Genomic DNA, 24,885 nt, shown 5'->3' on the forward strand with positions numbered 1-24,885 from the left:
TGCGACGACGACGGGAAGGCTGGTGGCTCCGCCATGACCCCGACCGACGGGCTGCAGCGTCTGCGGGCGCTCCGGGACCTCGACGCCCTGGACGTGGAGGCCGACCTGAGGTTCGACCTGATGGTGCAGGTGGCGCAGCACTGGTTCGACCTCCCGATGGTCAGCATCACCCTGGTGGACGCCGCTCGGCAGTGGCGGGTCGCGTTCTACGGCCCCCTGACGCGCCAGACCGGGCTGGACGGGGCGATCTGCCCCGTCGCGATGGAGGCCGACGGCGTCTTCGTGGTCACCGACGCCACGCGCGACCCGAGGTTCGCCGAGAGCTCGAGCGTGACCGGCGGACCGCGCATCCGGTTCTACGCCGGCTGGCCGCTCCGCGCTCCCGGTGGGGAGCTGATCGGGTCCTTCTGCGTGATGGACACCCGCCCGCGCTGCTTCAGCCGGGCCGACCGCGACGCCCTGCAGGACCTCGGCTGCTGGGTCGAGGGCGAGCTCGCCCTCGGCGTGCGGCCCGCCGACCGGCCGGGACCGGCGTCGGGTCCGTCGGCCACCGTCAGCCGAGCTGGGCGACCACCCGCTCCGCGGTGACGTGCCCGACCCGGTAGGCGTCCTCCATGGCGTCCCGGAAGTGCAGGCCGGACCAGATCCGCGCCTGGAGGGCGTGCTCCTCGAGGGCGCTGAGGGTCGGGTACGAGCGGTCGCTGTTCGTCGTCGCCGAGTGCAGCCGCAGCGGCACGGCGCCGCCGAGGAGGGCGCGGGTGGCGCCCGCGAAGGCGCTGGTGAGGCAGCCGTGCCCGCTGACGTAGTCCGGGTAGGGCGGGGTGGCCAGCAGTGGCGTCCACCCGGACTCGGCGGTGGTGGCCGGGTTGCCGTCGTCCGCCGCTCCGGCGACCGCCTGGAAGGGCCGCCAGAACCCGAACTCGTACTTGAGCTGCCAGCACCGGATGGCCGCGTCGGCCGAGGCGGCGTCGATCGCCGCGAACAGGTGGGCCGTCCTGGTCAGCGACAGCGGCGACGCCTCGAGGTGCCGGATCAGCGCCTCGTGGTAGAGCAGCACGACGTTGGAGTTGAAGAAGGTCGCGATGGCGGTCTGCTCACTGCTCCGGTCGGTCGCGGCCGCCGTCGCCCGGCCGACGCGGCGGACCTCGGCGTAGTCGGCGGCGTAGGCGGCGCTGCCCAGCGCGTCCGGCCCGTCGACCGGGACGGGCCGCCGCAGCACCAGCGGCTCGACGTAGCCCAGCCACGGGACGAGCATCCCCGCCGCGGGCGGCTGCCACACCCCGGGTGCGACGTCGCGTCGGTAGGTGAGGGGCTGCTCACCGGCTGCCGGGATGCCGTCACCGACGCGTGACGCGACCAGCCGGGCCGCGACGGCGTGCCCGAGCCGGACCCCGTTGCGCGTCGACCGACCCCGACCCACCTCGGCCAGCGTGCCGGCGAGGTCGTCGTCCAGCCGGGCGGCGGAGGCCGGGAAGTAGGTCCGCAGCACGTCGTGCGCCGCCACGGCGGCCGCTGCGGGGGCGGACGTGCGGTGGCGTCCCGACGCCGCCCGGACGGCCCGGTCGACCGCCAGCGACATGAGGCCGAGGTAGAGCGTCCCCGACGGGATCGGGCTGGCGGCGTCGGTGTAGACGGTGCGGATGCCGATGCGCTCCCAGTCCAGGACCACCTGGACGCCGCGCCGGCTGGGCGGGGCGCCGACGGTGGGTTGCGCCAGGAAGCCCACCAGCAGGAGGGCGAGGACGGCGCTGAGCAGTGCGCGGGTGCGGCGTTGGTGCGACATCGGACATCCCCCGGGACCTGAGACAGGTGATCAGGTCCGAGTCTGGCGAGGGCCGGTGCACCCGGGTATTCGCGTTCGCGCGGATCTTCCGCGCCCCGTCGGGCGGGTCAACGGGTCTCGACCGGGCGCTCGCGCGGGTCCATCGCCGTGGCGTCCAGGCCCCCGAGGCTGGCCAGCGCGGCCATCCGGCTGGTGACGCCGAGCTTGCGGTAGCTGTGCTCGAGGTGCTTGCGGACGGTGCTGGGAGCGACGAAGAGCCGCTCGGCGATGCCCGCGTTCGACAGCCCCGCCGCGACCTGCTGCAGCACCCGGCGCTCGGTGACCGTGAGGGTGGTCGGTGCCCGGGTGGCCGACCGCTCGCGGAGCAGCCGCTCCAGCACGGGGGCCACCAGGTGCAGCAGGGCCCGGTCGCGCTCGGAGAAGGGGTGGTCCCGGCGGCTGAGGCGCAGCCGGACGGCGCCGCCGTCGCCCTGGTCGAACACCGCGAGCAGCTCGCCACCGTCCGCGCCCGACCCGCCCCTTCCGGCAGGCCCGCCCGCCACCCGGAGTGCGTGCTCGTCCACCACGGCCCCGTCGCCGGCGAGGACCGTCACGTCGACCCGGTCGCAGGGCACCAGCTCCACGACCCGTTCCAGGGCCCAGGGCACGGACGCGCCGGCGTCGGGCTCGGCCGCCAGCAGGGCCCGCAGGGCCCGCTGGTCCGGGGGCGACAGGCTGAGCACGGGCATGGCGGTCCCTTCGAGCACTCCGACCCTAGCCACCGCGCCGACCCGGGCGGCACCCCGGACGAGGGTGCACGTTCCCCCACCCGGGTCGTCGCGTCCTCGGCATGACGTGCTCCTGCGCGCTGGGGCGCGGCCGGCCCGGTCCCGACGGAGGCCCCGGCCGAGGCGTGAGCAGGTCTACCCTGACCCCATGGTCCGCCGCAGCTGGCCCTGGCGAAGCGCTGACGACCGGGTGCAGCTCGTCGACCGCGAGACCCGTCCGGCGCCGGCGCCGGGGGCCCTGCTGCTGCGGATCGCCGCCGAGGCCGTCCTCCTCCAGGACGAGGCCGAGGCCGTCCTCGCCGCCGTGGCGCACCACGACCACCTCGGGGTGGTCGCGCCGCGTGCCGGCCCGCTCGTGAGCCGGTTCTTCGGGCTGCGGGAGGAGCTGCCGGGCCGCTGCGACGACCCCCGGCTGGAGCGGCTGCGCACGGTGCTGGACACGATCTTCTACCACCACGCGATGCAGCTGGCCACCGCGCTGGAGTTCCTCACCTTCGACGGGCGCTCGGAGCAGCTCCACCGCCAGATCAGTGAGTTCACCGGCCTCGGCGCCCCGGCCGTGCTGCTCGAGGACGTCTACCGGGAGCTCCGCGGGCCCGGCTGAGCACAGCCCGCGCGCCCGACCCGACCCTCAGCCGGACGACGTCCCCGGCTCCGACGCGGGCGGGGCCGGCGGGGCCGAGGAGGTCGCGCCCGCGGTCGGTTCGGGAGCGCTGCTGGCCGTCGCGGTCGGGACGGACGTGGCGGACGAGGCGGACGGCGTCGGGTCCGGGGTGGGAGTGGCCGACGGCGTCGGGCTCGGTGACCCGCTGCCGGACGGCGTCGGGTCCGGGGCCGGTGAGCTCGGCCCGGCGGTGCTCGGGCCGGGGTCCGGAGCCGGGCTGCCGGTCGGGCCGGTCGGGCCGGTCCCCCGCGGGACGGGGACCCCGCTCGGGATCTGGCCGGGCTCGGCCCCCGGGGTGCCCCGCGGCGTGAGGGTGGTCGGCGGCCGGTCGCCGGGGCTCGGGCTGTGGACCGGGGTGCCGACGGGCGACGGGTCGAGCGGCGTCGAGCGGTGCGCGGAGTAGACCGCCCCGCCGCTCAGCGTGCCCACCGCGAGCACGCTGACCACGAACGCGGCCACCCGGCGGTGCCGGCGCCGCGCCTCCACCTGCCGCAGCCGGGCCGCCGGCGGCGGGGCCGGGATGTGCTCCTCGGCGTCGTGCGCGAGGGCCCGGAGCTGGCGGGCCAGCGGGTCGAGCTCAGCCACGGGAGACCTCCTCGGGGAGGCGGTCGGACAGCAGCACGGCCAGCGCCGCCCGGCCGCGGGACAGCCGGGCCTTGACGGTGCCGACCGGTGCGCCGATCTCAGCGGCGATCTCGGCGACCGGCATGTCGCAGAGGTGGTGCAGGACGATCGCCCGGCGCTGCTCGACGGGCAGCTTCTGCAGGGCCTCGACCAGCGCGAGGTGCGTCACCCCGGGCTCGTGGACCGGTCCGTGGGCGAGGGCGCGGTCCGGTGGCCGCAGGGCCTTGCGGGCGCGCCGCCACCGGCTGATCGCCAGCCGTGACGCGGTCACCCGGACCCAGGTCTCGGGGGCGCGGTCGAGGTCGAGGCTCCGGCGGTGCCGCCAGGCGCTGATGAAGGCCTCCTGCACGCAGTCCTGCGCCTCGGCCAGGTCGCCGCACATCGCGTACACCTGGCCCACCAGGCGGCGGTAGGACATGGCGTAGAGCTCCTCGAAGGCGCGCTCGTCCATCCCGACCCGGCTCGTGCTCCGCTCGCCCAACGCCGACCTGCCGTCCCCGTGCAGGACGAGGTCAGCCACGGCGTCGTGCGGCAGCTCCCGCGTCCATCGCGTCCAGCCTCCTCCCGGGGTGCTGCGCTGTCTACGCACGCCGCGGCGCTGAGGTTGCACGGCCCCGGGACCAGAACCTGCACCCTGCTCCGGGCAACCCGGGGCGTCCGCCGTCGGTACCTCTCGCACCATCCGGACTCGAAGGAGAGCACCGTGAACACACCTCGACGCCCTGTCGTCACCCTGGCCCTCGGCGGCCTCGCCGCCGTCAGCTGCCTGGTCCTCGCACCGCCCGGCGCCGACGCCCTGGCCACCGCCTGCTCGGTGACCCCGGGCAGCACCGACTTCAACGGGGACGGCTTCGACGACGCCGCGGTCGGCGACCCCGAGGCCACCGTCGCCGGCGTCCGCGGGGCCGGCGCCGTCACCGTCCTGCTGGGCGGGCCCGGCGGCCGGGTCGGCGACAGCGGCGACCGGGTGGTGGTCACCCGGCAGAGCCTGGGGGAGACGCCGGAGGCCGGCGACCGCTTCGGGTACGACGTGGCGCTGGCCCCGACCGGGCACGACGGGCGGTGCGCCGGCCTGCTGGTCGGGGCCCCGGGCGTCGACGTCGGGCGGGCGGTGGACGCCGGCACGGCCTACGTCGTCTCCGACCTGCCGGACGCCGAGGGCACGCCCTCGCTGGAGGCGAGCGTCCTGACCCAGGCCGAGGTCGGCGGCGCGGCGGAGGCCGGCGACGGCTTCGGCCACGCCGTCGCCATCACCGCGACCGACCAGGAGGACCGGCGACGGCTCGTCGTGGGGGCGCCGGGCGAGGACGTCGGCTCCGCCACGGACGCCGGGTCCGTCAGCGTCTTCGAGATGGACGCCGAACCCGAGGGCCTGGCCGAGCTGCGGCAGGGCCGGCGCGGACCCCTGGGGGCCGTCCGGCTCCCCGGGACGCCGCAGACGGGTGACCGCTTCGGCGCCGCCCTGGCCAGCGGGCCGCTCGACCTGCCCGAGACGTCGGGGACCGAGGTCGGCCTGGCCCTGGTCGTCGGCGCACCGGGGGACACCGTGTCCGGCCGCGACGGCGCCGGGTCGGTGACCGTGCTGCAGGAGAAGTACGAGCACGCGGTGCTGCTCAGCCAGGACACCCCGGGGGTCCCCGGCGTGGCCGAGCCCGCGGACGGCTTCGGCGCCAGCGTGGCCCTGAACGCGCGCACCAGCACCCAGGTCGCGACGCTGGCCGTCGGCGTCCCGGGCGAGGACGCCGGCCGGGTCAGCGGCACCGGCCTGGTGACCCTGTTCGGCAACACGGGCGAGCGGCTGGTCCCGGGACGGGCCTTCAGCCAGGCGACCGCGGGCGTGCCGGGGGCGAACGAGGCGGGCGACCACTTCGGGGCTGCTCTGGCGTTCGGCCACCACGGCACGACGCTGCTGGTCGGCGTCCCCGACGAGGACATCGGCCGCAGCCGCGACGCGGGAGCCGTGCAGCGGGTCACCTTCGCGGGCAGCGCCCCGCTGGCGTTCCCGGTGTCGCTCAACGAGAACGCCGCGGGCACGGCCGGGTCGGTGGGCACCGACAACCACTTCGGCCGGGCGCTGGGCGCGCTGAGCGGGAGCACGGAGCACCTCCTCACCGTCTCCAGCCCCTACGCCCTCCGTGGCTCGGTCTTCGTGCTGAGTGACGGGGACCGGGTGCCCGCCCGGTCCTGGGTGGCGGCCGTCGGGGCCCAGCGGTTCGGCTGGTCGGTCAGCAGCTGAGCCGGGGCAGGACCCGTCCCGGGCGGGACGCCCAGGACCCCTCCTCCCAGGGGTGAGAGGAGGGGCCTGTCCGCCGCGGCTCGTCAGGGGGTCAGGACCGCGGCCGTCCGGGGGGTCAACCGGCTGCCGGCCGGGACCGGGTAGGGGTGCCCGAGGTTGGCCAGCCGGCCTCGGACCTGGTTCTGCGCCTGGCAGTCGCTGACGCAGTCCGTCGGCGGGTTGGCGACCTCGGTGGCGTCCTCGCCGGTGACGAAGCCCATCCGGCCGCCGCTGGCGACGTCCCAGACGGACATGCCCCCGCAGTGCCGCACGCTGGTCCTCAGCGGGTTGACGGTGCCGCACGCGGGCTGGGGGACGCGGGTGGCGACCTGGGCGCTGTCCCGCACGACGAAGCGCGGCGACAGGTCGTTGGCGATGTTGACCCGGGCGCTCACCTGCACGCAGAGCGGGCCCGCCGGGCCGGTCTGCGGGCTGGTGCAGCCCGACCCGAGGAAGCTGCCGGCGCGGGCCCGGAAGTTCGGGTTGTCGAAGTAGAACGGGGTCAGCCCGGGCGTCGTCGAGGTGGCGAGGGTGTGGGTGATCCGGGTGGTGCCGCCGTCGCCTCGCGACGGCTCCATCTGGAAGATGCCGCCCTGCGCGCAGTCCTTCGCCTGGATCTTCATCGAGACCCCGGCGCCGGTGCGCTGCAGCGTGAGCCCCTCCTCCTTGAGCTCGACGGCGATGCTGCTGCTGAGGGTCAGGCCGCGGTGGTCGGGCACCTTGGAGGCGAAGACGGGGGTGGGCCGGCCGCCGGTGATGTCCAGCGGGTTCGCCGCGCCGGTGAAGCCCTGGTCCAGCACCGCGAAGTCGCGGCTGCGGACCACGAACCGGGTGTACCGGCCGCGGACGGCGAACCGGTCGCCGAAGCGGGCGGCGGGGATGCTCGTGCGGATGCGGTCCTCGCCGGACCGCGCCACCGTGACGCCGGTGGTGAGGTTGACGAGCGCGTAGCCGCCGTCGACGCAGCCCTTCGAGGACGCGGCCTGCGCCGGGCCGGTGGCGCCGACCAGGGTTGCGGACACGAGGGCGGCGCCGGCCACCGAGGCCCGGAGGATGGGGAGCGTGCGTGGCATGGGCGTTCTCTTCCGTGGGGAGGGTCGTCCGCGGACCGGGGGATGGTCCGGCGGTCGGTGGAACCCTCGCGGCCGCCGAGGGCACGCGGCTACTGGCCGTTGGTGCTACGACCTCCAGACCCTGCGTCGTACCGGCTCGGCGGGGGCGGCGAGGGACTAGCATCCCTCGACATGGGCACCCCGCAGCGTGACCGTGCGGTGTCGGTGCCCGGCCTCGTGGTCCGGTTCTCGCTGGCGGGGCTGGTGGTGATGGTGCTGCTCGCGTCGGTGATCGCGGCGCTCGCCCGCGAGGCCGGTCAGGACCAGGCCATCGACGCCGCGCAGGAGGTCACCGCCGTGACCGCGCGGGGGATCGCGGAACCGCGGCTCACCGCCCAGCTCGTCGACGGCGACCCGGAGCAGCTGACCGCCTTCAACGACGCCATGCAGCGCTACGTGCTGACGGGCTCCCTGGTGCGGGTCAAGCTCTGGGACGCGGACGGCCGGGTGGTGTACTCCGACGAGAGCCGGCTGATCGGCCGCCGCTACCCGTTGGGCGAGGAGGAGCGCGAGGCGCTGGTGGACCAGCGGGGCACGGACTCCGAGATCAGCGACCTCACCCAGGAGGAGAACGAGTTCGAGCGCCCCTTCGGCAAGCTGCTCGAGGTGTACACCGGGGTCTCGTCCAGCGACGGCGAACCGCTGCTGTTCGAGGCCTACTTCCGCTACGACGCCGTGGCCGCCGCAGGCCAGGCCCAGTGGCGCAGCTACGCGCCGCCCGCCCTCGCCGCCCTGCTGCTGCTGCAGCTCGTGCAGATCCCGTTCGCCTGGTCGCTGGCCCGCCGGCTGCAGCGCCAGCAGCAGGACCGCCAGCGCCTGCTGCAGCACGCCGTCGACGCCTCGGCCGCCGAGCGTCGGCGGATCGCCGGCGACCTGCACGACGGGGTGGTCCAGCAGCTGACCGGGGTCACCTACGCCCTCGACGCCGCCCGGCTGGAGGGGCTGGACGCGGAGCGGGACGCCGCCCTGGTGCGCGAGACGGCCGTGCAGCTGCGCTCCTCCACGGCGGCGCTGCGCTCGCTGCTGGTGGACATCTACCCGCCGAACCTCGCCGAGGAGGGCCTGCCGGCCGCCTTGACCGAGCTCGCCGAGGGACTGCAGAACGCCGGCGTCCGGGTGGCCCTGGACGTCGAGTCGGCCGCCGACCTGACGCCGGAGGTGTCCTCGGTGCTCTTCCGCTCGGCCCAGGAGGTGCTCCGCAACGTCGTCGCGCACAGCCGGGCGCAGCGCGTCGAGGTGCAGGCGCGCTCGGACGGGCAGACCGCCGTGCTGGTGGTCGACGACGACGGGCGCGGGTTCGACCAGGCCGACCTGGAGGAGCAGCGCGCCGCCGGCCACCTGGGCCTCCGCGCCCTGGGCGACCTGGTGGCCCGGGCGGGGGGCCGCCTGGAGGTCACCTCCGCCCCCGGCCAGGGGACGCGGGCCGAGGTCTCGGTGCCGCTGCGATGATCCGGGTGCTGATCGTCGACGACCACGCCATCGTGCGGGGTGGCCTCGCGGCCCTGCTCGGCACGGCCGCCGACCTGGACGTCGTCGGCCAGGCGGCCGACGGCGAGGAGGCCGTCCGGCTGGTCGAGGAGCTCGAGCCCGACGTGGTGCTGATGGACCTGTCCATGCCGGGCATGGACGGGGTGCAGGCGACCAGGGCCCTGCTGGGCCGGCGGCCCGCCGTGCACGTGCTGGTGCTGACCTCGATGTCGGAGCAGCGCTGGATCCTGGAGGCGCTGGAGGCGGGCGCGGAGGGCTACCTGCTGAAGCACAGCGAGCCCGAGGCGATCCTCGCCGCCGTCCGCGAGGTGGTGGCCGGCGGCTCCCCGCTGGACCCCAAGGCCGCCCGGGTGCTGCTCACCCAGCGCCACCAGGCGCCGGTGACGGGGACGTCGGTCTCGCCGTTGACCGACCGGGAGGAGGAGGTGCTGGCCATGGTCGTCGACGGGCTCCCCAACAAGCTGGTCGCCCGCCGGCTGGGGATCAGCGAGCGGACCGTCAAGGCGCACCTGACCAGCATCTTCCAGCGGCTCGGCGTCACCGACCGGACCCAGGCGGCGCTCTGGGCGCAGCGACGGGGTCTGCAGAAGGACCGCGGTCCCGGGCTGCGCTGACCGGGCGGGTGACGGGGGTGCTACGACCGACGTACGGCTGTCGGGCGCCCGTTCCGCGGGCCAGGATCGACCCATGGCCTCGGGAGAGCAGGACCCCGCGCGGCGGAGCCGTCAGCTCGTCCTGTCGACCGGGGCCGACCCTGCGCCCGGCCCGGGCTCGCGGCGGAGGTCGCTGCTGGCCCGCGGCGGCGTCGCGCTGGGCGGCGCGACCCTGCTGGCCGTCCTGCTGGTCGGGGTGAACGCGTGGTCCGTCGTCACCCCGGTCGGCGGCACCCCGGCGACCCCGCTGTGGGTCGCGCCGACGGGCAGCCCGACCTCCCCGGGTCCGGCCCCCGCCCGCACCAGCACGTCCTCGCCGTCGCCGTCGCCGTCGGCCGCAGGGTCCAGCGCGGCCGACCGTCCCGACCAGGACGACGAGCCGGGCCGGTCGGGGCGGGCGGGCGGGGTACCGCGGCCGCGCACCGGGGGACCGACCTCCTCCGAGCCCGGCCGCGGCTCCTCCGGCGTCTCGGGCTCGTCCGGGTCCTCCGGCTCGTCCGGTCGGTCGTCCGCGGGCGACGGGTCCCGGGACACCGCGGGGTCGACGAGCCAGGGCAGCGACGACGCTGGCCGCGGGCGCTCGCGGTCGGGTTCCTCGGGCGAGGACCGCACGTCCAGCGGGTCCGAGCACCCCGTGCGCGGGTCCGACCACGGCGCGCAGGCGGTCGCGCCGGCCCCGACGACGCGTTCGAGCCCCGGCGAGCGGGACGACAGCGGCCGGGGCTCCTCCGGCGACGAGGACCGGTCGGGACGTCGCGGCGGTCCGTCGGGGTCCGGCGGTTCCTCCGGGCGGTCGGGAGGCGGCTCGTCGGACGACGACGACCGGTCGAGGGCCGGCCGGGGGTCGTCGGACGACCGCTCCGGCCGCTCGGACGACGACTGACCCGGACGCGCACGTCCTAGCCCGAAGGTCTGATGGTGCCCTGCACCGCCTCGGGACCAGGTTGGGCCCATGAGCACCTCGAGCCTCCGCCGCGTGCTGGCGGCCCCGGCCCGGGCCGAGTCGGCGGCGCTCACGGCCTCGGGCGTGCTCTCCGTGCTGCGGGTCGGGCTGGAGCTGGCGCGCCCCTGGCCCCTCGCCCTGGCCGTCGACCACGCGCTGGACGGGCGGCCGCTCCCGGCGGGTCTCGCCGGGGTGCCCCCGGTCGACGTGCTGTTCGCGGCCGGCCTGGCGACGGTGGCCGTCAGCGCCGTGGCGGGCTGGCTCGACATGGCGTCCACCCGGGGGGCGGAGCGGGCGGCGGAACGCGTCGGCGCGCAGCTGCGCCGCGAGGTGTTCGCCCACAGCATGGGTCTGTCGCTGCGCTGGCACAGCAGGGTGCGCAGCGGCGAGCTGGTCTCCCGGATCACCTCGGACGTCGGCCGGCTGCTCGACGCCCTGGTCGCGGCCGCCGTGGGTCTGGTGCCCGATCTGGTGGCCGTGGTCGGGGTGCTCGTCGTGCTGCTCCAGGTGGCCCCGGGGCTCGGGGCGGTCGGGCTGGTCGTGGTCCCCGTCCTGGCGGTGCTGTCGGTCCGTCAGCGCCGCCTCGTCCGGTCCAGCCAGGTCCACGCCCGCGCGGTGTCCGGGGCCCTGACCAGCACCGTGACCGACCTCGTCCGCAACGTCGCCGCGGTGCAGGCCTTCGGCCGCCACGACCTGGCCCGGGCCGACTTCGAGACCCGCAACCGGGCCCTCGAGGCGGCCGGGGTCCGGGCGGTCGACGTCGAGACGGGCTGGACCCCGCGCAGCGACGTCCTGCTCGCCGTCGGGTCCGGCCTGGTGCTGGTGGTCGGTGGTCTGCAGGTCCGGGCCGGGCTGCAGTCGACCGGCACCCTGCTGGTCGTGCTGGCCTACGTCCGCGAGCTGTACCGTCCCGTCCGCGGCCTCACCCGGCTCTCCGCGGTGCTGGCGAAGGCGTCCGCGAGCGCCGACCGGGTGGCCGAGGTCCTGGACTCCGAGGAGCGGGTGCCGGAGCCGGCCGTGCCGACGTCGCTCAGGGCCGCGCCCGGCACCATCAGCCTCCGCGACGTCAGCTTCGGCTACGACCCCGGCCGGCCCGTCCTGGCCCACGTCGACCTCGAGGTCGCGGCCGGGGAGACGGTCTGCCTGCTGGGCCCGAGCGGCGTCGGGAAGAGCACCGTGCTGCAGCTGGTCCTCCGGCTGTACGACGTCGACGCCGGCGCGGTGCTGGTGGACGGGGTCGACGTCCGGGACCACCGGGTGCAGGACCTCCGCGACGCCATCGCCTACGTGCCGCAGGACCCCTGGCTGCTGGACGGCACGCTCGCCCAGAACGTCGCCTTCGGCAGCCGGCGTGGGACGCGCGCGGAGGTCCTGCAGGCCTGCCGCGACGCGCTGGTGGACGAGTTCGCCCACCAGCTGCCCGGCGGCCACGACGCCGTCCTCGGCGAGGGCGGGAACCGCCTCTCCGGGGGCCAGCGACGTCGGGTCGCGCTGGCCCGGGCGGCGATGTCGCCGGCCCGGCTGCTGCTGCTGGACGAGCCGACGGCCTCGCTCGACGCGAGGGCCGCCGCCGGCGTCGTCGCGGCGATCCGAGCCACCGCCCGCCACCGCACGACGGTGATCGTCACCCACGATCCCGTCCTCGCCGACCTGGCCGACCGCACCGTGCACCTGGTCGCAGGACCGCACGGAGCCCGCACGGCCACCACCCACCTCCGCACGGGAGGGGGTGAACACCATGAAGGCCTTCCACCTGGGCATCAAGGGGCTGCTGAGCAAGCGCTCGCACAGCCGTAGCCGTAGCCGTAGTCGCAGCCGGAGCCGCAGCCGCTCCCGCGGATGAGGGCCCACGTGCCCCGGCCGGCCCACCCGGCCGGGGCTCCCCCCAGCACCCTCCAGAACGGAACCACCATGACCACCTCCACAGCGGCCGACCGGCGGATCGCCTTCGGCTTCGACCACGAGGACGGGCTCCCCGTCTGGACCTTCGGCCCCGGGGAGGAGCTGGTCCCGGGACTCCTCGCCCGGCACCGGCTGGGGGTCGGCACTCGCTGCGAGACCTGGCTGGCCTGGTCCCGGTCCCTGTGGGCGCCGGCCGTGGTCAAGCTGGCCCGGCCGCACCAGCTGGACCACCCGCGCGCGAGGCGGGCCCTGCAGCGCGAGGTCGACGCCCTGAGCGGTGTCCTGCACCCCTGCCTGCCGCGCCTCTACGCCGCCGACCTGGACGCCGACCGCCCCCACGTCGTCCTCGAGCACGTCGACGGTCCCGCGCTGGCCGACCTGCTCCGGCCCTGGACCTTCCGCGGCGTGACCGCGACGGTGCACCTCACCCAGCAGCTGCTCAGTGCCCTGCTGCCCTTGCACGCGGCGGGGGTGGCGCACCTGGACCTCAAGCCCGACAACGTCGTCGTCCGGGACGGCCGGGCCGTCGTGGTCGACCTCGGCAGCGCCCGCAAGATCGGCTCGCGGCAGCCGGCCGGCCGGCCGGTGGGCACGCTCGGCTACGCCGCCCCCGAGATGGAGGCCTGCGCCCCGATCGCGGCCGCGATGGACGTGTACGGCGTGGGGATGGTCGCCGCGGAGGTCCGAGGGGCCTGCGGGTCCAGGTTGCCGGGCCCGCGCAGCCGGCGGCTGGCCGGGGTGCTGGCGGACCTGCGGGCGCCGGAGCCGGGGGACCGCCCGGGCGTCGCGGAGGCCCTCGACGCCCTGGACGAGCTGCTGCCGCGCCGCGCCCGGCCGTGAGCCCCGCCCGGGCGGCGACCTGCGCCCCCGCCCTCCCCGAGGTCGGTCTTTCACATCGGCCCCCGCCAGGCCCGCCCGAGGTCTAGCCTCGGTCGCGACGACGCCTTTCCGGGGGGAGACGATGTCCGATCACGAGGACGCGACAGGGGCTGCGGGGTCCGGCACGGCGACGACGGCGCCCGAGCCGGTCACCGTGGTCATCGTCGACGACCACCGCAGCTTCGCCGAGCTGCTGCGGCGGGCGCTGGAGATGGCCGGCGGCTTCCGCTGCGTCGGCCTGGCGACGACGGCCGACGAGGGCGTCGCGTGCGTCCGCGAGCTGCAGCCCGCCGTGGTGGTCATGGACATCCAGATGCCGGGCACCGACGGCCTGGCCGCGACGCGCAGCCTCCGGGCGGCGTGCCCGCACACCGCGGTCGCCGTCGTCACCGCGCTCGGCACGGGGGAGTGGATGGCCCGGGCCGCGCGGGCCGGGGCGTCGGCCTTCATCCCGAAGGACACACCCCTCGCCGAGCTGGTCGCCATGCTGCGGGAGGCCCGCCCCGGGCGGATGCAGGTCGCGCCCTCGCTCCTGCAGATCGGTGCCACGGGCGACGGCCGGGCGCACGGTCTCACGCCACGGCAGGTGGAGGTCCTCGCCTGCATCAGCCGCGGCCTGGACGCGACCAGCACCGCCCGGGTGATGGGGATCAGCGTCGGGACCTGCCGCGGCTACATCAAGGCCGTGTACGCGACGCTCCAGGTCAGCAGCCGCATCGCGGCGGTCAACCGGGCCCGCGAGCTGCACCTCATCGGATCGTGAGCAGGCCCTGGGAACGCGAGCCGTCCGGGTCGGCGCCCGCCGCGAGCTGACCCTGGTCGTCGGCCTCGCGCTGGCCCTGGCGCTGGTGATCGGCCTGGGCGCCGTGCTGGTGGTGGCGGCGGTGACCGAGGCGCAGGCGCTCGAGGACTCCGAGCGGATGACCCGGCGGCTGGCGGAGCTGGTGGTCGCGCCGATGCTGCCCGGCTACCTCGCGCGGGACCCGCAGGCGGTGGCCGCCCTCGACGAGGCCGTCCACGAACGGATGGCCGACGGCGTCCTGACCGACGTCGTCGTCTGGGCCGCCGACGGCGAGATCGTCTACAGCGACCGGCCCGAGGACGTGGGACGGCACCCGCGCCGCACGCCGCCCGACGTGGCGGCCGCCCTCGGTGGCCGGGTCGTCACGACCGTCGAGGCCGACCCGCCCGGGACGGACGGCACGGCACCACCCGGCGTGCCCGCCGACCAGGGCCGGCCCACCCTCTACCTCGAGGTCTACCGCCCGCTCGTCGTCGGCGGGCTCGAGCCGCTGGCCTTCGAGGCGTGCTACGACGAGACCCGCGTCGAGCAGCTCGCGCACCGGCTCCTCCGCCAGACACTGCCGCTGGTCCTGGTCCCGTTGCTGCTGCTGCAGCTGGTCCAGGTGCCGGCCGCCGTCTCGCTGGCGCGGCGGCTCGAGCGGCGCGGGGACGAGCGGGCTCGCCGGCTGGAACGGTCGCTGGACGCCTCCGACCGGGAACGCAGCAGGCTCGCGGCCGCCCTGCACGACGGTCCCGTCCAGGACCTGGCCGGCGTCAGCTACGTCCTGGCCGCCGTCGCCCCCGTCGTCCCGGCGCAGCACGCCGACCGGGTGGCGCGGGCGCAGGAGGACCTCCAGTGGGCCCTGCGGGGACTGCGCGGGCTGATGAGCGACCTGGTGCCGCCGGACCTGGCCAGCGGGACGCTGGAGGAGGTGCTCGACGGCCTCGGCGACCAGCTCCGTGGGGAGGGGCTGGACGTCCGCCTGGACGTCCCCCCCCGTGGGCGCGGTGGCCGACGAGACCGTCAGCGCGCTGTACCGGGTGGCCTTCGAGACGGCGGCCAACGTCGTGGAGCACGCCCACGCGGGCCGGGTCGGGATCAGCGTGCGCCGCGTGGGGCCCGACCGCCCCGGGAGGAGCGCGCTGGTGCGGCTGGAGGTCACGGACGACGGGGTGGGCGTCGACCCGTCCCGCTTGGACCGGCGCTCCGAGGGGCACCTCCGGCTCCGGCTGCTCGCCGACCGCGTGGACTCGCTCGGCGGTCGGCTGTCCGTGGTCTCCCAGGCCGGCCGGGGCACCAGCGTGCGTGCGGAGATCCCGGCGGTCCCGGCGGGCAGCGTCCTCGCGTCGTCGGACTGACGCCCGCGGGCACGCCGCCGGCGGCGACGGCTGAACGGAGGCTGCTCCGCTGACGTCTTCACGGGTACCACCACGTGGAAGGGGAGATCCGATGCACGTCCGCGTCACATCGCTCACGCCGGCCCTCGCGGCCCTGGTCCTGGTCGCCGCCGCCGGCTGCAGCTCCGCCGAGCCGGCCGGCGACGCGTCCGCCGCCCCCAGCGCCGCCGTCTCGTCGTCCGCGCCGAGCCCCTCGCCGTCGGCGTCGGCCGCCGGCGACCTCGCCGTGGCCGACACCTCGCTGGGCAAGATCCTGGTCGACAGCCAGGGCCTGACCGTCTACTACTTCACCAAGGACGAGGCCGACTCCGGCAAGAGCGTGTGCTCCGGTGACTGCCTGGTGGCCTGGCCGGCGGTCGAGGCCAGCTCCGACACGCCGTCCGGTGAGGGCGTGACCGCGAAGCTGGGCACGATCACCCGCGACGACGGGAGCAAGCAGGTCACGGTGAACGGGCTGCCCGTCTACCTCTTCCAGAAGGACAAGGCGCCCGGCGACGTGACGGGGCAGGGCGTCGGCAAGGTCTGGTACGTCGTCGCCCCCGACGGGAAGATGATCACCACCGCCGCGGGCAGCTGACCGGCACGGGGCGGCGGGGCGCCGGCCCCGCCGCCCCGACGGCTCAGCGGTGGTGCTCCTGCACCACGTCGGCCCCGTCGTCCACCCCGTCGAGCCAGGCCGACGCCGGGCCGGCCAGGCCGAGAGCGCCGACCGCGACCACGGCCACGAGGGCCAGCGCCAGGGCGTGCGCCCCGACGGCGGCCCGCTCGGGCCGCCCCGCGCGGCGGAGCAGGACGAGGGCGGCGACCAGCGTGCCCACCTCCAGGAGGCAGGCCACCACGTCGGCCAGACCGACCGCCTCCGGCGCCCCGGCCTCGGGACCGAACGGCAGCCCCGCCGTCCGGGACACCGTCCACACCACCAGCGGGACCGCCGACACGACGACCGCGGCCAGCAGCGCGGCGCGCTGGCGGGGCTGGAACAGGCGGTCGGCCACGGCGACCTCCGCCACGGCCAGCAGGAGGAAGAACACCGCCGCGCCCAGCCACTCGCGCAGGTGCTCGGGGATGACCGCCGCGTGGATGGCGGCGCTGGCGAGCAGCCCGGTGGCCAGCAGCACCCGGACGTCCCGGGTCCAGCTGCCCGCGGTGGCCGGAGCGCCGGACCTCCGGACGCGCGGACCGGTCGTGGCGACCCGGAGCCGGCCGCCGGCCATCGCGACCAGCCAGCCGACGAGCACCACGTTGGTCGCCAGCAGCGCGGCAGCGGCGTAGCCCACTGCGCGGACGTGGGCCGCGACGGTGGCCGACCGCTGGAGGTCCAGGCAGGTGCTGCTGCAGTCGTGCCCCATGCCGGGCATCGCCTGCATCAGCGTCAGCTGCTCGGCCTGGAGGTGGTAGTCGTAGGCCGCGCTGACGGCGCTCAGCCCGACGGCCGTGACGGTGGCCGCGACGGCGACCAGCAGCCCCGTGACCACCAGGGCCCGCCGGGACCGCAGCTCCGCGCCGTAGCGTCGGAACGCGAGGGTGAGGGCCGCCAGGACGGCCAGGACGAAGGCCGGCAGCATCAGCGCCGTGGTGCGCCAGTAGCTGGTGAACGGCTCCTGCGTCCGCGAGATGGCGCCGACGGCACCGCGCAGGGACGTCATCCAGAAGCCGTCCGCGGCCGCCAGCACGACGGCCAGCAGCAGCACGGTCGGCCAGGCGACGCCTGGTCGGGTGGGACGCGGGTCGGCCTGAGCCGACGGCGGGGTGGTGGTGAGAGCAGTCATCCTCGAACTCGTCTCTGGGTAGGGGCGGTGCGGCCCGGGCGTCGCGCCCGGGCCGCACCGACGGAAGGCCGGTGTCCTCGGCTCGCAGCGAGCCGGCCGCCCCTACGGGGTGATCTCCCAGCCGAACATCATGGCGTGGTCCTCGTGGGCCAGGTTGTGGCAGTGACCCACGTACGGGCCGGTGAAGTCCCGGAAGCCGCGGTAGATCATCACGGACTCGCTCGGGTCGAGGGCCACCAGGTCCTCGCGGGAGTAGTCCTCGGGACGCCCCTTGTCGGCGCCCCGCGCGGTGACGTCCCTGCCGTTGCGCATGACCGTCCGGTGCTCCTCCATGTGGAGGTGGAACGGGTGCACCCAGCCGCCGCCGCCGTTCTTGATCTCCCAGATGTTGAAGCTGCCCAGCTTCTGCGTCGCGGGGAGGGTCTTGCCGAGCGGGTTCTTCATGCTGGTGGCGGGCTTGGAGGGGTCGAACGGCTTGCCGTTGATCAACCACTCGGTCTCACCGATGGTGTTGCCCCGCTGGACCTCGAAGACCAGCCGGTTGTCCAGCATGGTCTTCCAGTTGCTGGGCAGCGGCGGGATGTCCCGCAGCTTCTTGTCGGGGGTGGGCATGACGCTGTTGTCGGGCGCGTCGTCGCCGATGACGAACTTGATGATCGGCACCTTGTACTTCGCGTCCGGGGAGAAGCGGTTCGACGCCGCCCACATGCGTCCGTCGGGCATCTTCATCGTGTTGGTCAGGTAGATGACGTCGCCCTTCTTGGTGGGGCTGCCGTCCTGGTAGCGGGTGAAGTCGATGATCATCTCCCGCCGCTTGGCCGGCCAGAGCTCGAAGTTGTCCCGCTCCACCGCGAACGGCAGCAGGCCGCCGTCAGAGGCGATCTGGGTGAACTTCATGCACTGCTGGCCGTCCGGGATGCGGTACTGGCCCTGCAGCTCGTCGCCGGAGTAGCCCAGCGAGATCGCCGTCTTCGGACCCTGCGTCGAGCTCATCAGCTTGAAGTCGTAGATCCGGGCGATCGAGGCGTCCAGGAACCGGAAGCGGTACTTGCGGCGCTTCACCTCCATGACCGGGAACGCGGTGCCGTTGACGGTCATGACGTCCCCGACGAACCCGTGGTTGGGGAAGTGCTTGTAGAAGGTCTTGCCCCACCACTCGGGGTGCGCCTTCGGGTTGTTGGCGTCGGGGAACTCGCCCTCGGTGTCGTGGATGTCCTTGTGGGTGGTCACCCCGTCGTCGAAGCGGAAGTCGGAGAACGCCAGCGGGACGTCGTACTCCACGTCGAAGGAGCCGTCGGAGTTGTCGGTCCGGACGCCGGGCAGCCGCAGCCCCTGGCGCTCGTCCCCGCCGTCGAGCATGCCCTGGGGTCCGCCGGAGGCCGAGTAGTCCTTGGGGTCGTAGATCGGGTACAGCCCGACGAGACCCTTGTAGACGTTGGAGCCGGTCTGGTCCATCCGGTGGTCGTGGAACCAGAAGAAGCTCTGCTTCTCGCGGTCGTCGCCGCCGGCCCGCCCAGTTGAGGTAGAGATTGTCGACGAACTCCCCGGGCAGGTAGCCCGTGCGGTTGGACACGGATCCGTCCTTCAGCTTCATCCGCATCGTGTAGTGCGGGTTGCCGTCGCTCTCCGGCGCCGTGTGCCCGTTGTGCAGGTGGGTCAGGAACGAGTGGTCGTGCGTGCCGAAGTCCTGCCGGTCGAGGTTGCCGGGGTTGTCGTCCAGGTGGTTCTCGAACCGGACCAGGCAGGGCTTGCCGTACTCGGCGTTGATCCTGGGCAGGGTCCCGTCGGTGGTGCCGCCGAAGATGTACCGGGTGCTCGCCGGCATCCTCCGCCTCGTCCCCGCCGCGTACGTCTTGCCGTCGGCGTCGAAGGAGGCGATGGGCCGGCCGTTCTTGTCGATCGGCAGCACCTCCGACGTGGTGAACGAGTGCGGCGCGACCTTGACGTCCAGCTTGTAGACGACGGGGTCCGGGGAGCCGACGTCGGTCGACCACTTCTGGTGGCGCTCGCACTCGAGGGAGTTCTGCTGGCCGAAGCCCGGTCCGGGCGGCTGCTTCCAGTTGCTGAAGACCCCCTGGTCCAGGGGCTTCTCGGCCTTCGGCACCTTGAGCTCGTCCTTGAACGGCTCGAGGATCAGCGGGCTGGTCGGGAACACCTCGAGGTAGACGAGGTCGGTGATCGCCGTCGCCGCGGCGGCGAAGATCCCGTCGGGGGACAGCAGCCCCCGCGTCGCCAGGGCGGGGCCCACGGTGGTGCTGGCCGCGGTCATCGCGATGCCGGTGGCCCCCAAGGCGCCGAGCCGCAGCGCGGTCCGACGGGTGACGTTGCCCGTCGGCTCCGCCGGGAGCGGGTCGAGGGCGGCGAAGCCCGGGTCGCCGGGGAGCAGCAGTCCGGCCGGCGGTCCGGCGTCGCTGCGGTGGTCAGCTGCTGGCCGTTCCAGCTCTGTGCTCATCTCGTGGCTCCTGGTGAGTGCGTGGTGGCGGTGGCGCGGACCTGCGGCGCGCCGGGTGGCGGGGAGGTCCGGACTCCGGGGCGGGCGTTGGGGGCATCGGACCGGCCCCGCCCCAGAGCGTCGGGGGGCCGGCTGTCGGGGACGTCGGCTGCAGGCATCGGGCCCCCTCCTGGGGAGTGGGGGCCCGCAGGGAGCCCGGGAGGTCGACCGTCGCCGGTCCGTGCCCCGATCTTCGGTCGAGGGGCGGGTGGGCCGCTGCCCTCACGCGGGGGGGCGCCGGGCACCCCATTTGGGAGGTGTCGACTCCGCCACCGCGGTCGGCCCGCGGTCCGCCCGCGGCGCTCGACCCACCACTACGCTCACCCCGTGAGCAGGATCTTCACGACCAGCGTCGCCGCGGTCTACCCGCACTACGTGACGAAGGCCGAGCGGAAGGGCCGCACGCAGGCCGACGTCGACCGGGTGATCGGCTGGCTCACCGGGTTCAGCCAGGCCGAGCTGGCGGACCACCTGGCCGCCGGCACGACGTTCGCGGACTTCTTCGCGGCGGCCCGGCTCAACCCGGCGGCGTCCGCCATCACGGGCGTCGTCTGCGGGATCCGCGTGGAGGACGTCGAGGACCCGCTCATGCAGAAGATCCGCTACCTCGACAAGCTGGTCGACGAGCTCGCGCGCGGTAGGTCGATGGACAAGGTGCTGCGGGGCTGAGGCGGCGCGGCCGCCCCGGGCGGGTGGCTAGGGCCGGCGGGTGAGGGCGCGCGGCTGGGCGACGGCCTGCAGCAGCAGCCCGACGGCGGCCACCACGCACAGCAGGGCGGGGACCAGGAAGACGCCGGGCACACCCAGCCAGGCCACCCCGAGGCCGCCGGCGACCCCCCCGATCGCGCCCGCGAACCGGATGGCGGAGAAGTAGAGGGAGGAGGCCATGCCGATCCCGTCCGGGTAGAGCTCGTGGGCGACCGTGATGCCGATCCCGCCGAGGGTCGCCCACATCGCCGCGTTGAGCAGCGTCGCCCCGATCAGCACCAGCTCGCTGCCGCCGACCATGAACCCCAGGTTCGCCACGACGCCCAGCAGGACGTTCGCCACGACCAGCCGGTGGGCGCCGAACCGGTCGGCCAGCAGGCCCATGAGCGGGATGAGCACGAGCATCCCGACGGACTGCGTCGAGATCACCAGCCCGCGCAGCCAGTCCGGCGTCCCCAGCTGGAGCTCCATGTAGATCGGCAGGTAGGCGAACTTGACGGTGTCCCCGCACATCGCCAGCACCCCGAGGCCGAGGAAGACCACCAGGGGCACGATGCTGGTGCGCCGCGACGGGTCCGGGCTCACGGTGCCGTCCGCGCCGACCAGGTGGTCGGGGACGACGCGCGCGACCCGCTGCCCGAGCACCGGGAGGGCCTGCACGAGCGTGCAGACCCCGGCCGCGACCAGGGTCACCCGGAGCCCCGCCACACCGCCCACCACGCTGCCGACCAGCGGTCCGGTCATGAAGCCGGCGCTGAACCCGAGCCGGACGGTGGACATCACCCGGTTGTCGGCGCCGGTGGGCTCGAGGGTCAGCTGGTCGCGGACGGCGGCGAAGATCAGCGAGCCGGTCGCGCCGGCGAACCCGAGGACCGTGAGGTTCACCGCGAAGGCCATCCACACCTCGGTCGCGAACGCCATCGCCACCCAGCCGAGCAGTCCCACCACGGCGCCGACCTTGAAGAGGCTGAGCCGGTCGGTCATCCGGTCCGACCACCGGCCGACCAGGAAGCCCAGCCCGGGTGCGGCCAGGTTGGTGAGGAAGAACAGGCCGGCCACCGGCAGGGACGCGCCGAGGTCCTGCACCAGGAACAGGGAGAGCTGGGGCATCGCGATCGAGAGGCCCAGCCCGCCGAAGAACAGGCTGACGACCGCCCGCCGGTACAGCCTGGTCCCCAGCACCACGCCGAGCGTCGAGCCCGACCTCGTCAGCACGGCTTGGTCGGGCACCGGGCAGGGTAGTCGTCGCCGGCCGGGAACCGGTGCAGGCCCCGACCGCGACCGCGGGGCGCGGGACCGGTTCAGCGCTGGCCCGGGCACCAGCCGTCGGAGGTGACGCTGGCCGGCCCGCCGGCGTCGGGCAGGGCGAGGTGCCCGTGCAGCTCCCCGTCGGCGGACCAGTGCAGCACGTCCTCGAGCCAGGGCCGGTCGATCAGCCGGCGCCGTTCGTGCAGCCTCTTGTACTGCGTCCAGTACCGCTGCAGCACGCGGCGCGGGTGGTGCGGTCGGCTCACGGTGGTCATCCTCGGTCTCCTCTCCCGGGTGGTGACCCCAGCCTGCGTCTGAGGTGGGCGGCCCGGCATGGGGCGTTCGCCTCATCTTCGGGGCACGCCGGGCACGGGCGGGCGTCTGAGGTGGCCGGGCGCGACGACCGCCACCGTCGCGGGCGCCGGAACTGTCGGTGGTGGCTGGCACGATCCCGGCCATGACGGAGTCCCGCCCCCCGCTCACCGACGAGCTGTCCGGCCCCGAGCTGCTGCGCTGGTACTGGACGCGGGCGGAGCTCTTGCGCTTCGCCCGGGCGTCGGGCCTGGACGCCTCCGGGGACAAGCAGGCGCTGACGGCGAAGGTCGCCGCCCACCTCGACGGCGCACCGGCCCCCCGGGCAGCCCCCCGCCGCCCGCCGCCGCCGCCCCCGCTGCCCGAGCCGCTGTCCCCGGACACCGTGATCCCGGCCGGTCAACGGTGCACCCAGCAGCTGCGACGCCACCTCACGGCCGTGGTCGGGCCCTCGTTCCGCTTCGACGCCGCGATGCGGGACTTCGTCGCCGGTGGTGCCGGGAGGACCCTCGGCGCGGCGGCCGACCACTGGTCCCGGACCCGTGGGCGGCCCCGGCCCGCGATCGGGGCCCAGTTCGAGCTCAACCGGTTCCTCCGGGACTGGCACCACGACCACCCCGCCGGGACCCGCGCCGAGGCGCTCGAGGCGTGGCAGGTGCGCCGGGCCCTGCCCGTGGAGGCCTGGACCGCGCCGAGGCCCTGACGGGCGGTGGCTCCGGGCGTCAGCCGGTGCGACCCCGGTCGCGCGGTCAACGGCGGGGCGGGGCGGTCCGAGCGAGGCCGCTCCCCAGGAGCGCGGTGGACGGCAGCCGCAGCTCCCCACCCGCGTACCGCTCCTGCGCCAGCCGGCGGTCGGCCTCCTGCAGGCGCTCCCGGACCGGCGGCGGTTGCGCCCGGTCGACCCGGCCGGTGGTCGCGACACCGACGCCGGAGGTCCTCGGGGTCGATCCGGAGGACCCCAGCGCAGCTCGCGCACCACGACGTCGTCGAGCCCCGCCTCGGCCAGCACCCGCCCCGGGCCGGCGACGGTGCAGCACCGGTCCCCGTCCTCCGGCACCGGTCAGACCGGCCGGACGACGGCGTGCAGCAGCATGTCGCGCCGCCGGCCGCCGATCTCCTGGTGGCTGCGCAGCCTCCCCTCGCAGACGTAGCCGGCGCGCTCCGCCGTCCGCACCGACGCCCGGTTGTCCGGCTCGATGTACAGCTCCACCCGGTGCAGGGCGGGCAGGGTCCAGGCGAACGCGGTCAGCGCCGTCAGGGCGTCCGCCGCCAGGCCGTGACCGCGGTACCGCGGCGCGATGGCGTAGCCGGCGCTGGCCCGGCCGTGGGCGATCTCGGCGAGCCACAGCCCCGCTGAGCCGACGGCCTCACCGGTCGCGGCGTCGGCGACGGCGAAGGAGAACCCCCGCCCCTCCGACCACCGACCCCGGTTGCGCACGAGCCAGTCCCGGGCCTCCGCGCGGGTGGCCTCGGCCGGCAGCGAGCCGATCAGCGGCACGTAGGGGTCGGTGGCGAGGTCTCGGACCATCGGCTCGTCCGCGTCCACGCGGAACGCCCGCAGCAGCACCGCACCGGCCGCCGGCGGGTCGGCCGGCCACGGAGGCAGCGGTGCGGGCGGGAGCACAGCCGGACCCTACGCCCGCGCGACGGCCCCCTGCGCGCCTCAGCCCAGGGGTGCGACGTCGACGTCGGAGATGAACCCGGGGAAGCCGGGCGCCCTGGTCCCCGGCCAGCGGAGCACCAGCCCCAGGTCGGGTGGGGCGAGGTCGCCGCCCAGCCGGGCGTCGGCGACGGTGAGGCCGCCCTGGGCGTGCAGCCGGGCGCCGGTCTCCTCGAGCACGACGGAGAAGTCGACGACCCCTTCGGCCCCGGGCGCGACCAGCGCCGGTGACGACGGGTCGGGGTCGTTCAGGGCGACGGCGGCCGCACCGTCCGCGTAGACCCAGCCGTGCAGCCGGCCGTCGCGTCGGACGACGAACAGCAGGGCGTTCTGGCCGGGCTGCGCACCGTCGGTGAAGCTGCGGGTCATCGCGTGCTGGAGGAGCACGAGCCCGGCGTTCTCGCCCTGGTCGGTGGACGGCCCGAAGTGGACCCGCATCGAGATCCGCACGGGGCGGGCCACCACGCCGGCCCAGGGGGCGCGCACGTAGGTGGGGGAGCCGGTCGGTGCGGTCCACCCGAGCTTCCGGCCGGCGAGGCGGAGGCTCGGGGTGAGGACCTCGGCGCCGCCGGAGCGGTACGGCTTCCCCATCCCGAAGGGCCTGACCCCGTCGTCGAACGGGTCACCGGACTGCACGGCGATCGAGTCGGTGGTGAGCCAGGCGTCGTTCGAGAAGATCCCGTCGCAGGCGAGCGCGACCGGTGTCGTCGCGTCGGCGACGGTGTCGGCGGTGAAGCCGAACACCTTGAGCCCGGCGGCCTGCAGGGCGGCGACCTCGGCTGTCGACCACCCGGTGAGGGCGGCCCCGACGAAGCCGATCCCGGCGGCCAGCACCTGCTCGGGGGTCTGGACGGGGTAGCGGTGGGACAGGAACAGCGTCGGGATGCCGGCGGCCGCGACCTGCCGGGCGATGGTCCAGTCGAAGGTCTGGGCGATCACGCTGGGCGCGAGACCGCGGCGCAGGACGCCTTCGACGAAGACGGCGGCGCCCGCCGGGTCCTTCAGCTCGGGCACCAGCACGACCCGGCCACCCCACCGGTCCAGCACCTCGTCCCAGAAGATCGGTCGACCCTCGCGCCCCCCGGGGATCGCGGGCCGGATCCGCGCCCGCTGCCACTCCGCCACCGTCTTCGTGCTCACGGGACCGGGCCCGATGCCGGTCATGGTCCGGTCGACCGTCGGGTCGTGGCAGGAGACGAGGGTCCGCCCGTCGGCGAGCAGCTGGAGGTCGAACTCCGGGACGAACCCCGAGGACACCGAGCCGGTCTTCGCCTCCCAGCTGTTCTCCGGGTAGATGTCCGGGCCGCCACGGTGGGAGAGGGTGAGGGGGTAGACCAGGTCGGCCACCCGGGTGGCGGCGGCCGCCGGCGGCCCCGGCTCCGCCCTCGTGCTCGCGTCGTCGGGTGTTCCCACAGCGTCATCCCTA

25 protein-coding genes and 1 pseudogene are annotated in these 24,885 nt (G+C 75.5%); 14 read left to right on the forward strand and 12 right to left on the reverse strand.

The genetic code is table 11. The features are described from left to right. Window positions 1-33: 33 nt before the first annotated feature. Window positions 34-588 carry a GAF domain-containing protein gene (locus BLT72_RS09980; protein WP_091412568.1) on the forward strand — a complete coding sequence of 185 codons (555 nt, stop codon included), beginning with the start codon at window positions 34-36 and terminating at the stop codon, window positions 586-588. Here BLT72_RS09980 and BLT72_RS09985 read toward each other — a convergent pair. Together BLT72_RS09985 and BLT72_RS22730 are read right to left on the reverse strand one after the other, a co-directional pair. Beyond that, window positions 554-1,783 (reverse strand): vanadium-dependent haloperoxidase, encoded by a 1,230-nt coding sequence (locus BLT72_RS09985; protein WP_091412570.1) that lies wholly within the window; start codon window positions 1,781-1,783, stop codon window positions 554-556. The two genes, BLT72_RS09980 and BLT72_RS09985, sit on opposite strands and share 35 nt — an antisense overlap. A gap of 107 nt (window positions 1,784-1,890) precedes the next feature. Next, on the reverse strand, window positions 1,891-2,511 hold the full coding sequence (locus BLT72_RS22730; protein WP_157720404.1) for a helix-turn-helix transcriptional regulator: 621 nt from the start codon (window positions 2,509-2,511) through the stop codon (window positions 1,891-1,893). 187 nt (window positions 2,512-2,698) lie between these two features. Between BLT72_RS22730 and BLT72_RS09995 the strand changes: the two genes are divergently transcribed. Then, a complete protein-coding gene (locus BLT72_RS09995) occupies window positions 2,699-3,154 on the forward strand; it encodes a hypothetical protein (RefSeq protein WP_157720405.1) in 456 nt (151 codons plus the stop codon). Between the two features lie 27 nt (window positions 3,155-3,181). Here the strand turns inward: BLT72_RS09995 and BLT72_RS10000 are convergent, their stop codons facing one another. Both BLT72_RS10000 and BLT72_RS10005 read right to left on the reverse strand, forming a co-directional pair. Then, window positions 3,182-3,799 carry a hypothetical protein gene (locus BLT72_RS10000; RefSeq protein WP_091412575.1) on the reverse strand — a complete coding sequence of 206 codons (618 nt, stop codon included), beginning with the start codon at window positions 3,797-3,799 and terminating at the stop codon, window positions 3,182-3,184. Further along, complete coding sequence (locus BLT72_RS10005; RefSeq protein WP_231930481.1) at window positions 3,792-4,358, reverse strand: RNA polymerase sigma factor; 567 nt, start codon at window positions 4,356-4,358, stop codon at window positions 3,792-3,794. Before BLT72_RS10005 ends, BLT72_RS10000 begins: the two co-directional genes overlap by 8 nt. Before the next feature lie 183 nt (window positions 4,359-4,541). Between BLT72_RS10005 and BLT72_RS10010 the strand changes: the two genes are divergently transcribed. Further along, window positions 4,542-6,074, forward strand: a complete 1,533-nt coding sequence (locus tag BLT72_RS10010; RefSeq protein ID WP_091412577.1) for a hypothetical protein — start codon at window positions 4,542-4,544, stop codon at window positions 6,072-6,074. 83 nt (window positions 6,075-6,157) lie between these two features. On the opposite strand, the gene BLT72_RS10015 is transcribed toward BLT72_RS10010, so the two are convergent. Beyond that, window positions 6,158-7,186 carry a hypothetical protein gene (locus tag BLT72_RS10015; RefSeq protein WP_091412579.1) on the reverse strand — a complete coding sequence of 343 codons (1,029 nt, stop codon included), beginning with the start codon at window positions 7,184-7,186 and terminating at the stop codon, window positions 6,158-6,160. Window positions 7,187-7,357: 171 nt separating this feature from the next. On the opposite strand from BLT72_RS10015, the gene BLT72_RS10020 reads away from it, so the two are divergent. Then, window positions 7,358-8,674, forward strand: a complete 1,317-nt coding sequence (locus BLT72_RS10020) for a sensor histidine kinase (protein WP_157720406.1) — start codon at window positions 7,358-7,360, stop codon at window positions 8,672-8,674. Then, window positions 8,671-9,327 (forward strand): response regulator, encoded by a 657-nt coding sequence (locus BLT72_RS10025; protein ID WP_091412583.1) that lies wholly within the window; start codon window positions 8,671-8,673, stop codon window positions 9,325-9,327. The genes BLT72_RS10020 and BLT72_RS10025 overlap by 4 nt, the downstream gene beginning before the upstream one ends. Before the next feature lie 111 nt (window positions 9,328-9,438). Here BLT72_RS10025 and BLT72_RS22190 read toward each other — a convergent pair whose 3' ends face one another. Beyond that, entirely contained in the window at window positions 9,439-9,978 is a 540-nt protein-coding gene (locus BLT72_RS22190) for a hypothetical protein (RefSeq protein WP_157720407.1), read from the reverse strand. Between the two features lie 340 nt (window positions 9,979-10,318). On the opposite strand from BLT72_RS22190, the gene BLT72_RS10035 reads away from it, so the two are divergent. The 6 genes and pseudogenes from BLT72_RS10035 (at window position 10,319) to BLT72_RS10060 (ending at window position 15,848) form a co-directional block, all read left to right on the forward strand. Beyond that, window positions 10,319-12,106 carry an ABC transporter ATP-binding protein gene (locus tag BLT72_RS10035; protein WP_091412587.1) on the forward strand — a complete coding sequence of 596 codons (1,788 nt, stop codon included), beginning with the start codon at window positions 10,319-10,321 and terminating at the stop codon, window positions 12,104-12,106. A gap of 114 nt (window positions 12,107-12,220) precedes the next feature. Then, entirely contained in the window at window positions 12,221-13,051 is an 831-nt protein-coding gene (locus BLT72_RS10040) for a protein kinase domain-containing protein (protein ID WP_157720408.1), read from the forward strand. Window positions 13,052-13,172: 121 nt separating this feature from the next. Beyond that, complete coding sequence (locus BLT72_RS10045; protein ID WP_091412591.1) at window positions 13,173-13,853, forward strand: response regulator transcription factor; 681 nt, start codon at window positions 13,173-13,175, stop codon at window positions 13,851-13,853. Window positions 13,854-14,115: 262 nt separating this feature from the next. Continuing rightward, window positions 14,116-14,772 (forward strand): annotated as a pseudogene (locus BLT72_RS23535) (histidine kinase); the annotation flags it as partial. Window positions 14,773-14,941: 169 nt separating this feature from the next. Then, entirely contained in the window at window positions 14,942-15,232 is a 291-nt protein-coding gene (locus BLT72_RS23540; protein ID WP_425349242.1) for an ATP-binding protein, read from the forward strand. 91 nt (window positions 15,233-15,323) lie between these two features. Beyond that, entirely contained in the window at window positions 15,324-15,848 is a 525-nt protein-coding gene (locus BLT72_RS10060; RefSeq protein WP_091412595.1) for a COG4315 family predicted lipoprotein, read from the forward strand. A gap of 43 nt (window positions 15,849-15,891) precedes the next feature. Here BLT72_RS10060 and BLT72_RS10065 read toward each other — a convergent pair whose 3' ends face one another. Then, window positions 15,892-17,040: a hypothetical protein gene (locus BLT72_RS10065; RefSeq protein ID WP_091412596.1), complete on the reverse strand. Its 1,149-nt coding sequence runs from the start codon at window positions 17,038-17,040 to the stop codon at window positions 15,892-15,894. Between the two features lie 102 nt (window positions 17,041-17,142). Next, complete coding sequence (locus BLT72_RS22735) at window positions 17,143-18,495, reverse strand: multicopper oxidase family protein (RefSeq protein WP_197677261.1); 1,353 nt, start codon at window positions 18,493-18,495, stop codon at window positions 17,143-17,145. A 332-nt stretch (window positions 18,496-18,827) separates the two neighbouring features. Here BLT72_RS22735 and BLT72_RS22740 point away from each other — a divergent pair, with 332 nt between their 5' ends. Continuing rightward, the gene (locus BLT72_RS22740; RefSeq protein ID WP_197677262.1) at window positions 18,828-18,998 is read left to right on the forward strand and encodes a hypothetical protein; all 171 of its coding nucleotides are present in this window, start codon (window positions 18,828-18,830) and stop codon (window positions 18,996-18,998) included. Between the two features lie 860 nt (window positions 18,999-19,858). Beyond that, window positions 19,859-20,200 carry a DUF2200 domain-containing protein gene (locus tag BLT72_RS10075; RefSeq protein WP_091412598.1) on the forward strand — a complete coding sequence of 114 codons (342 nt, stop codon included), beginning with the start codon at window positions 19,859-19,861 and terminating at the stop codon, window positions 20,198-20,200. Window positions 20,201-20,227: 27 nt separating this feature from the next. Here the strand turns inward: BLT72_RS10075 and BLT72_RS10080 are convergent, their stop codons facing one another. Both BLT72_RS10080 and BLT72_RS22200 read right to left on the reverse strand, forming a co-directional pair. Next, window positions 20,228-21,469 carry an MFS transporter gene (locus BLT72_RS10080; protein ID WP_157720410.1) on the reverse strand — a complete coding sequence of 414 codons (1,242 nt, stop codon included), beginning with the start codon at window positions 21,467-21,469 and terminating at the stop codon, window positions 20,228-20,230. A 71-nt stretch (window positions 21,470-21,540) separates the two neighbouring features. Next, on the reverse strand, window positions 21,541-21,762 hold the full coding sequence (locus BLT72_RS22200; RefSeq protein ID WP_157720411.1) for a hypothetical protein: 222 nt from the start codon (window positions 21,760-21,762) through the stop codon (window positions 21,541-21,543). 182 nt (window positions 21,763-21,944) lie between these two features. Here BLT72_RS22200 and BLT72_RS10085 point away from each other — a divergent pair, with 182 nt between their 5' ends. Continuing rightward, window positions 21,945-22,502: a DUF6434 domain-containing protein gene (locus tag BLT72_RS10085; RefSeq protein WP_091412603.1), complete on the forward strand. Its 558-nt coding sequence runs from the start codon at window positions 21,945-21,947 to the stop codon at window positions 22,500-22,502. A gap of 357 nt (window positions 22,503-22,859) precedes the next feature. Here BLT72_RS10085 and BLT72_RS10090 read toward each other — a convergent pair whose 3' ends face one another. Both BLT72_RS10090 and BLT72_RS10095 read right to left on the reverse strand, forming a co-directional pair. Further along, window positions 22,860-23,423, reverse strand: coding sequence for a GNAT family N-acetyltransferase (locus tag BLT72_RS10090; RefSeq protein WP_231930483.1), 564 nt, complete (start codon window positions 23,421-23,423; stop codon window positions 22,860-22,862). A gap of 39 nt (window positions 23,424-23,462) precedes the next feature. Next, complete coding sequence (locus tag BLT72_RS10095; RefSeq protein WP_157720412.1) at window positions 23,463-24,872, reverse strand: glycerophosphodiester phosphodiesterase; 1,410 nt, start codon at window positions 24,870-24,872, stop codon at window positions 23,463-23,465. Window positions 24,873-24,885: the final 13 nt, after the last annotated feature.

Source organism: Friedmanniella luteola (assembly GCF_900105065.1).
In the GTDB taxonomy this organism is placed as follows: domain Bacteria; phylum Actinomycetota; class Actinomycetes; order Propionibacteriales; family Propionibacteriaceae; genus Microlunatus; species Microlunatus luteolus.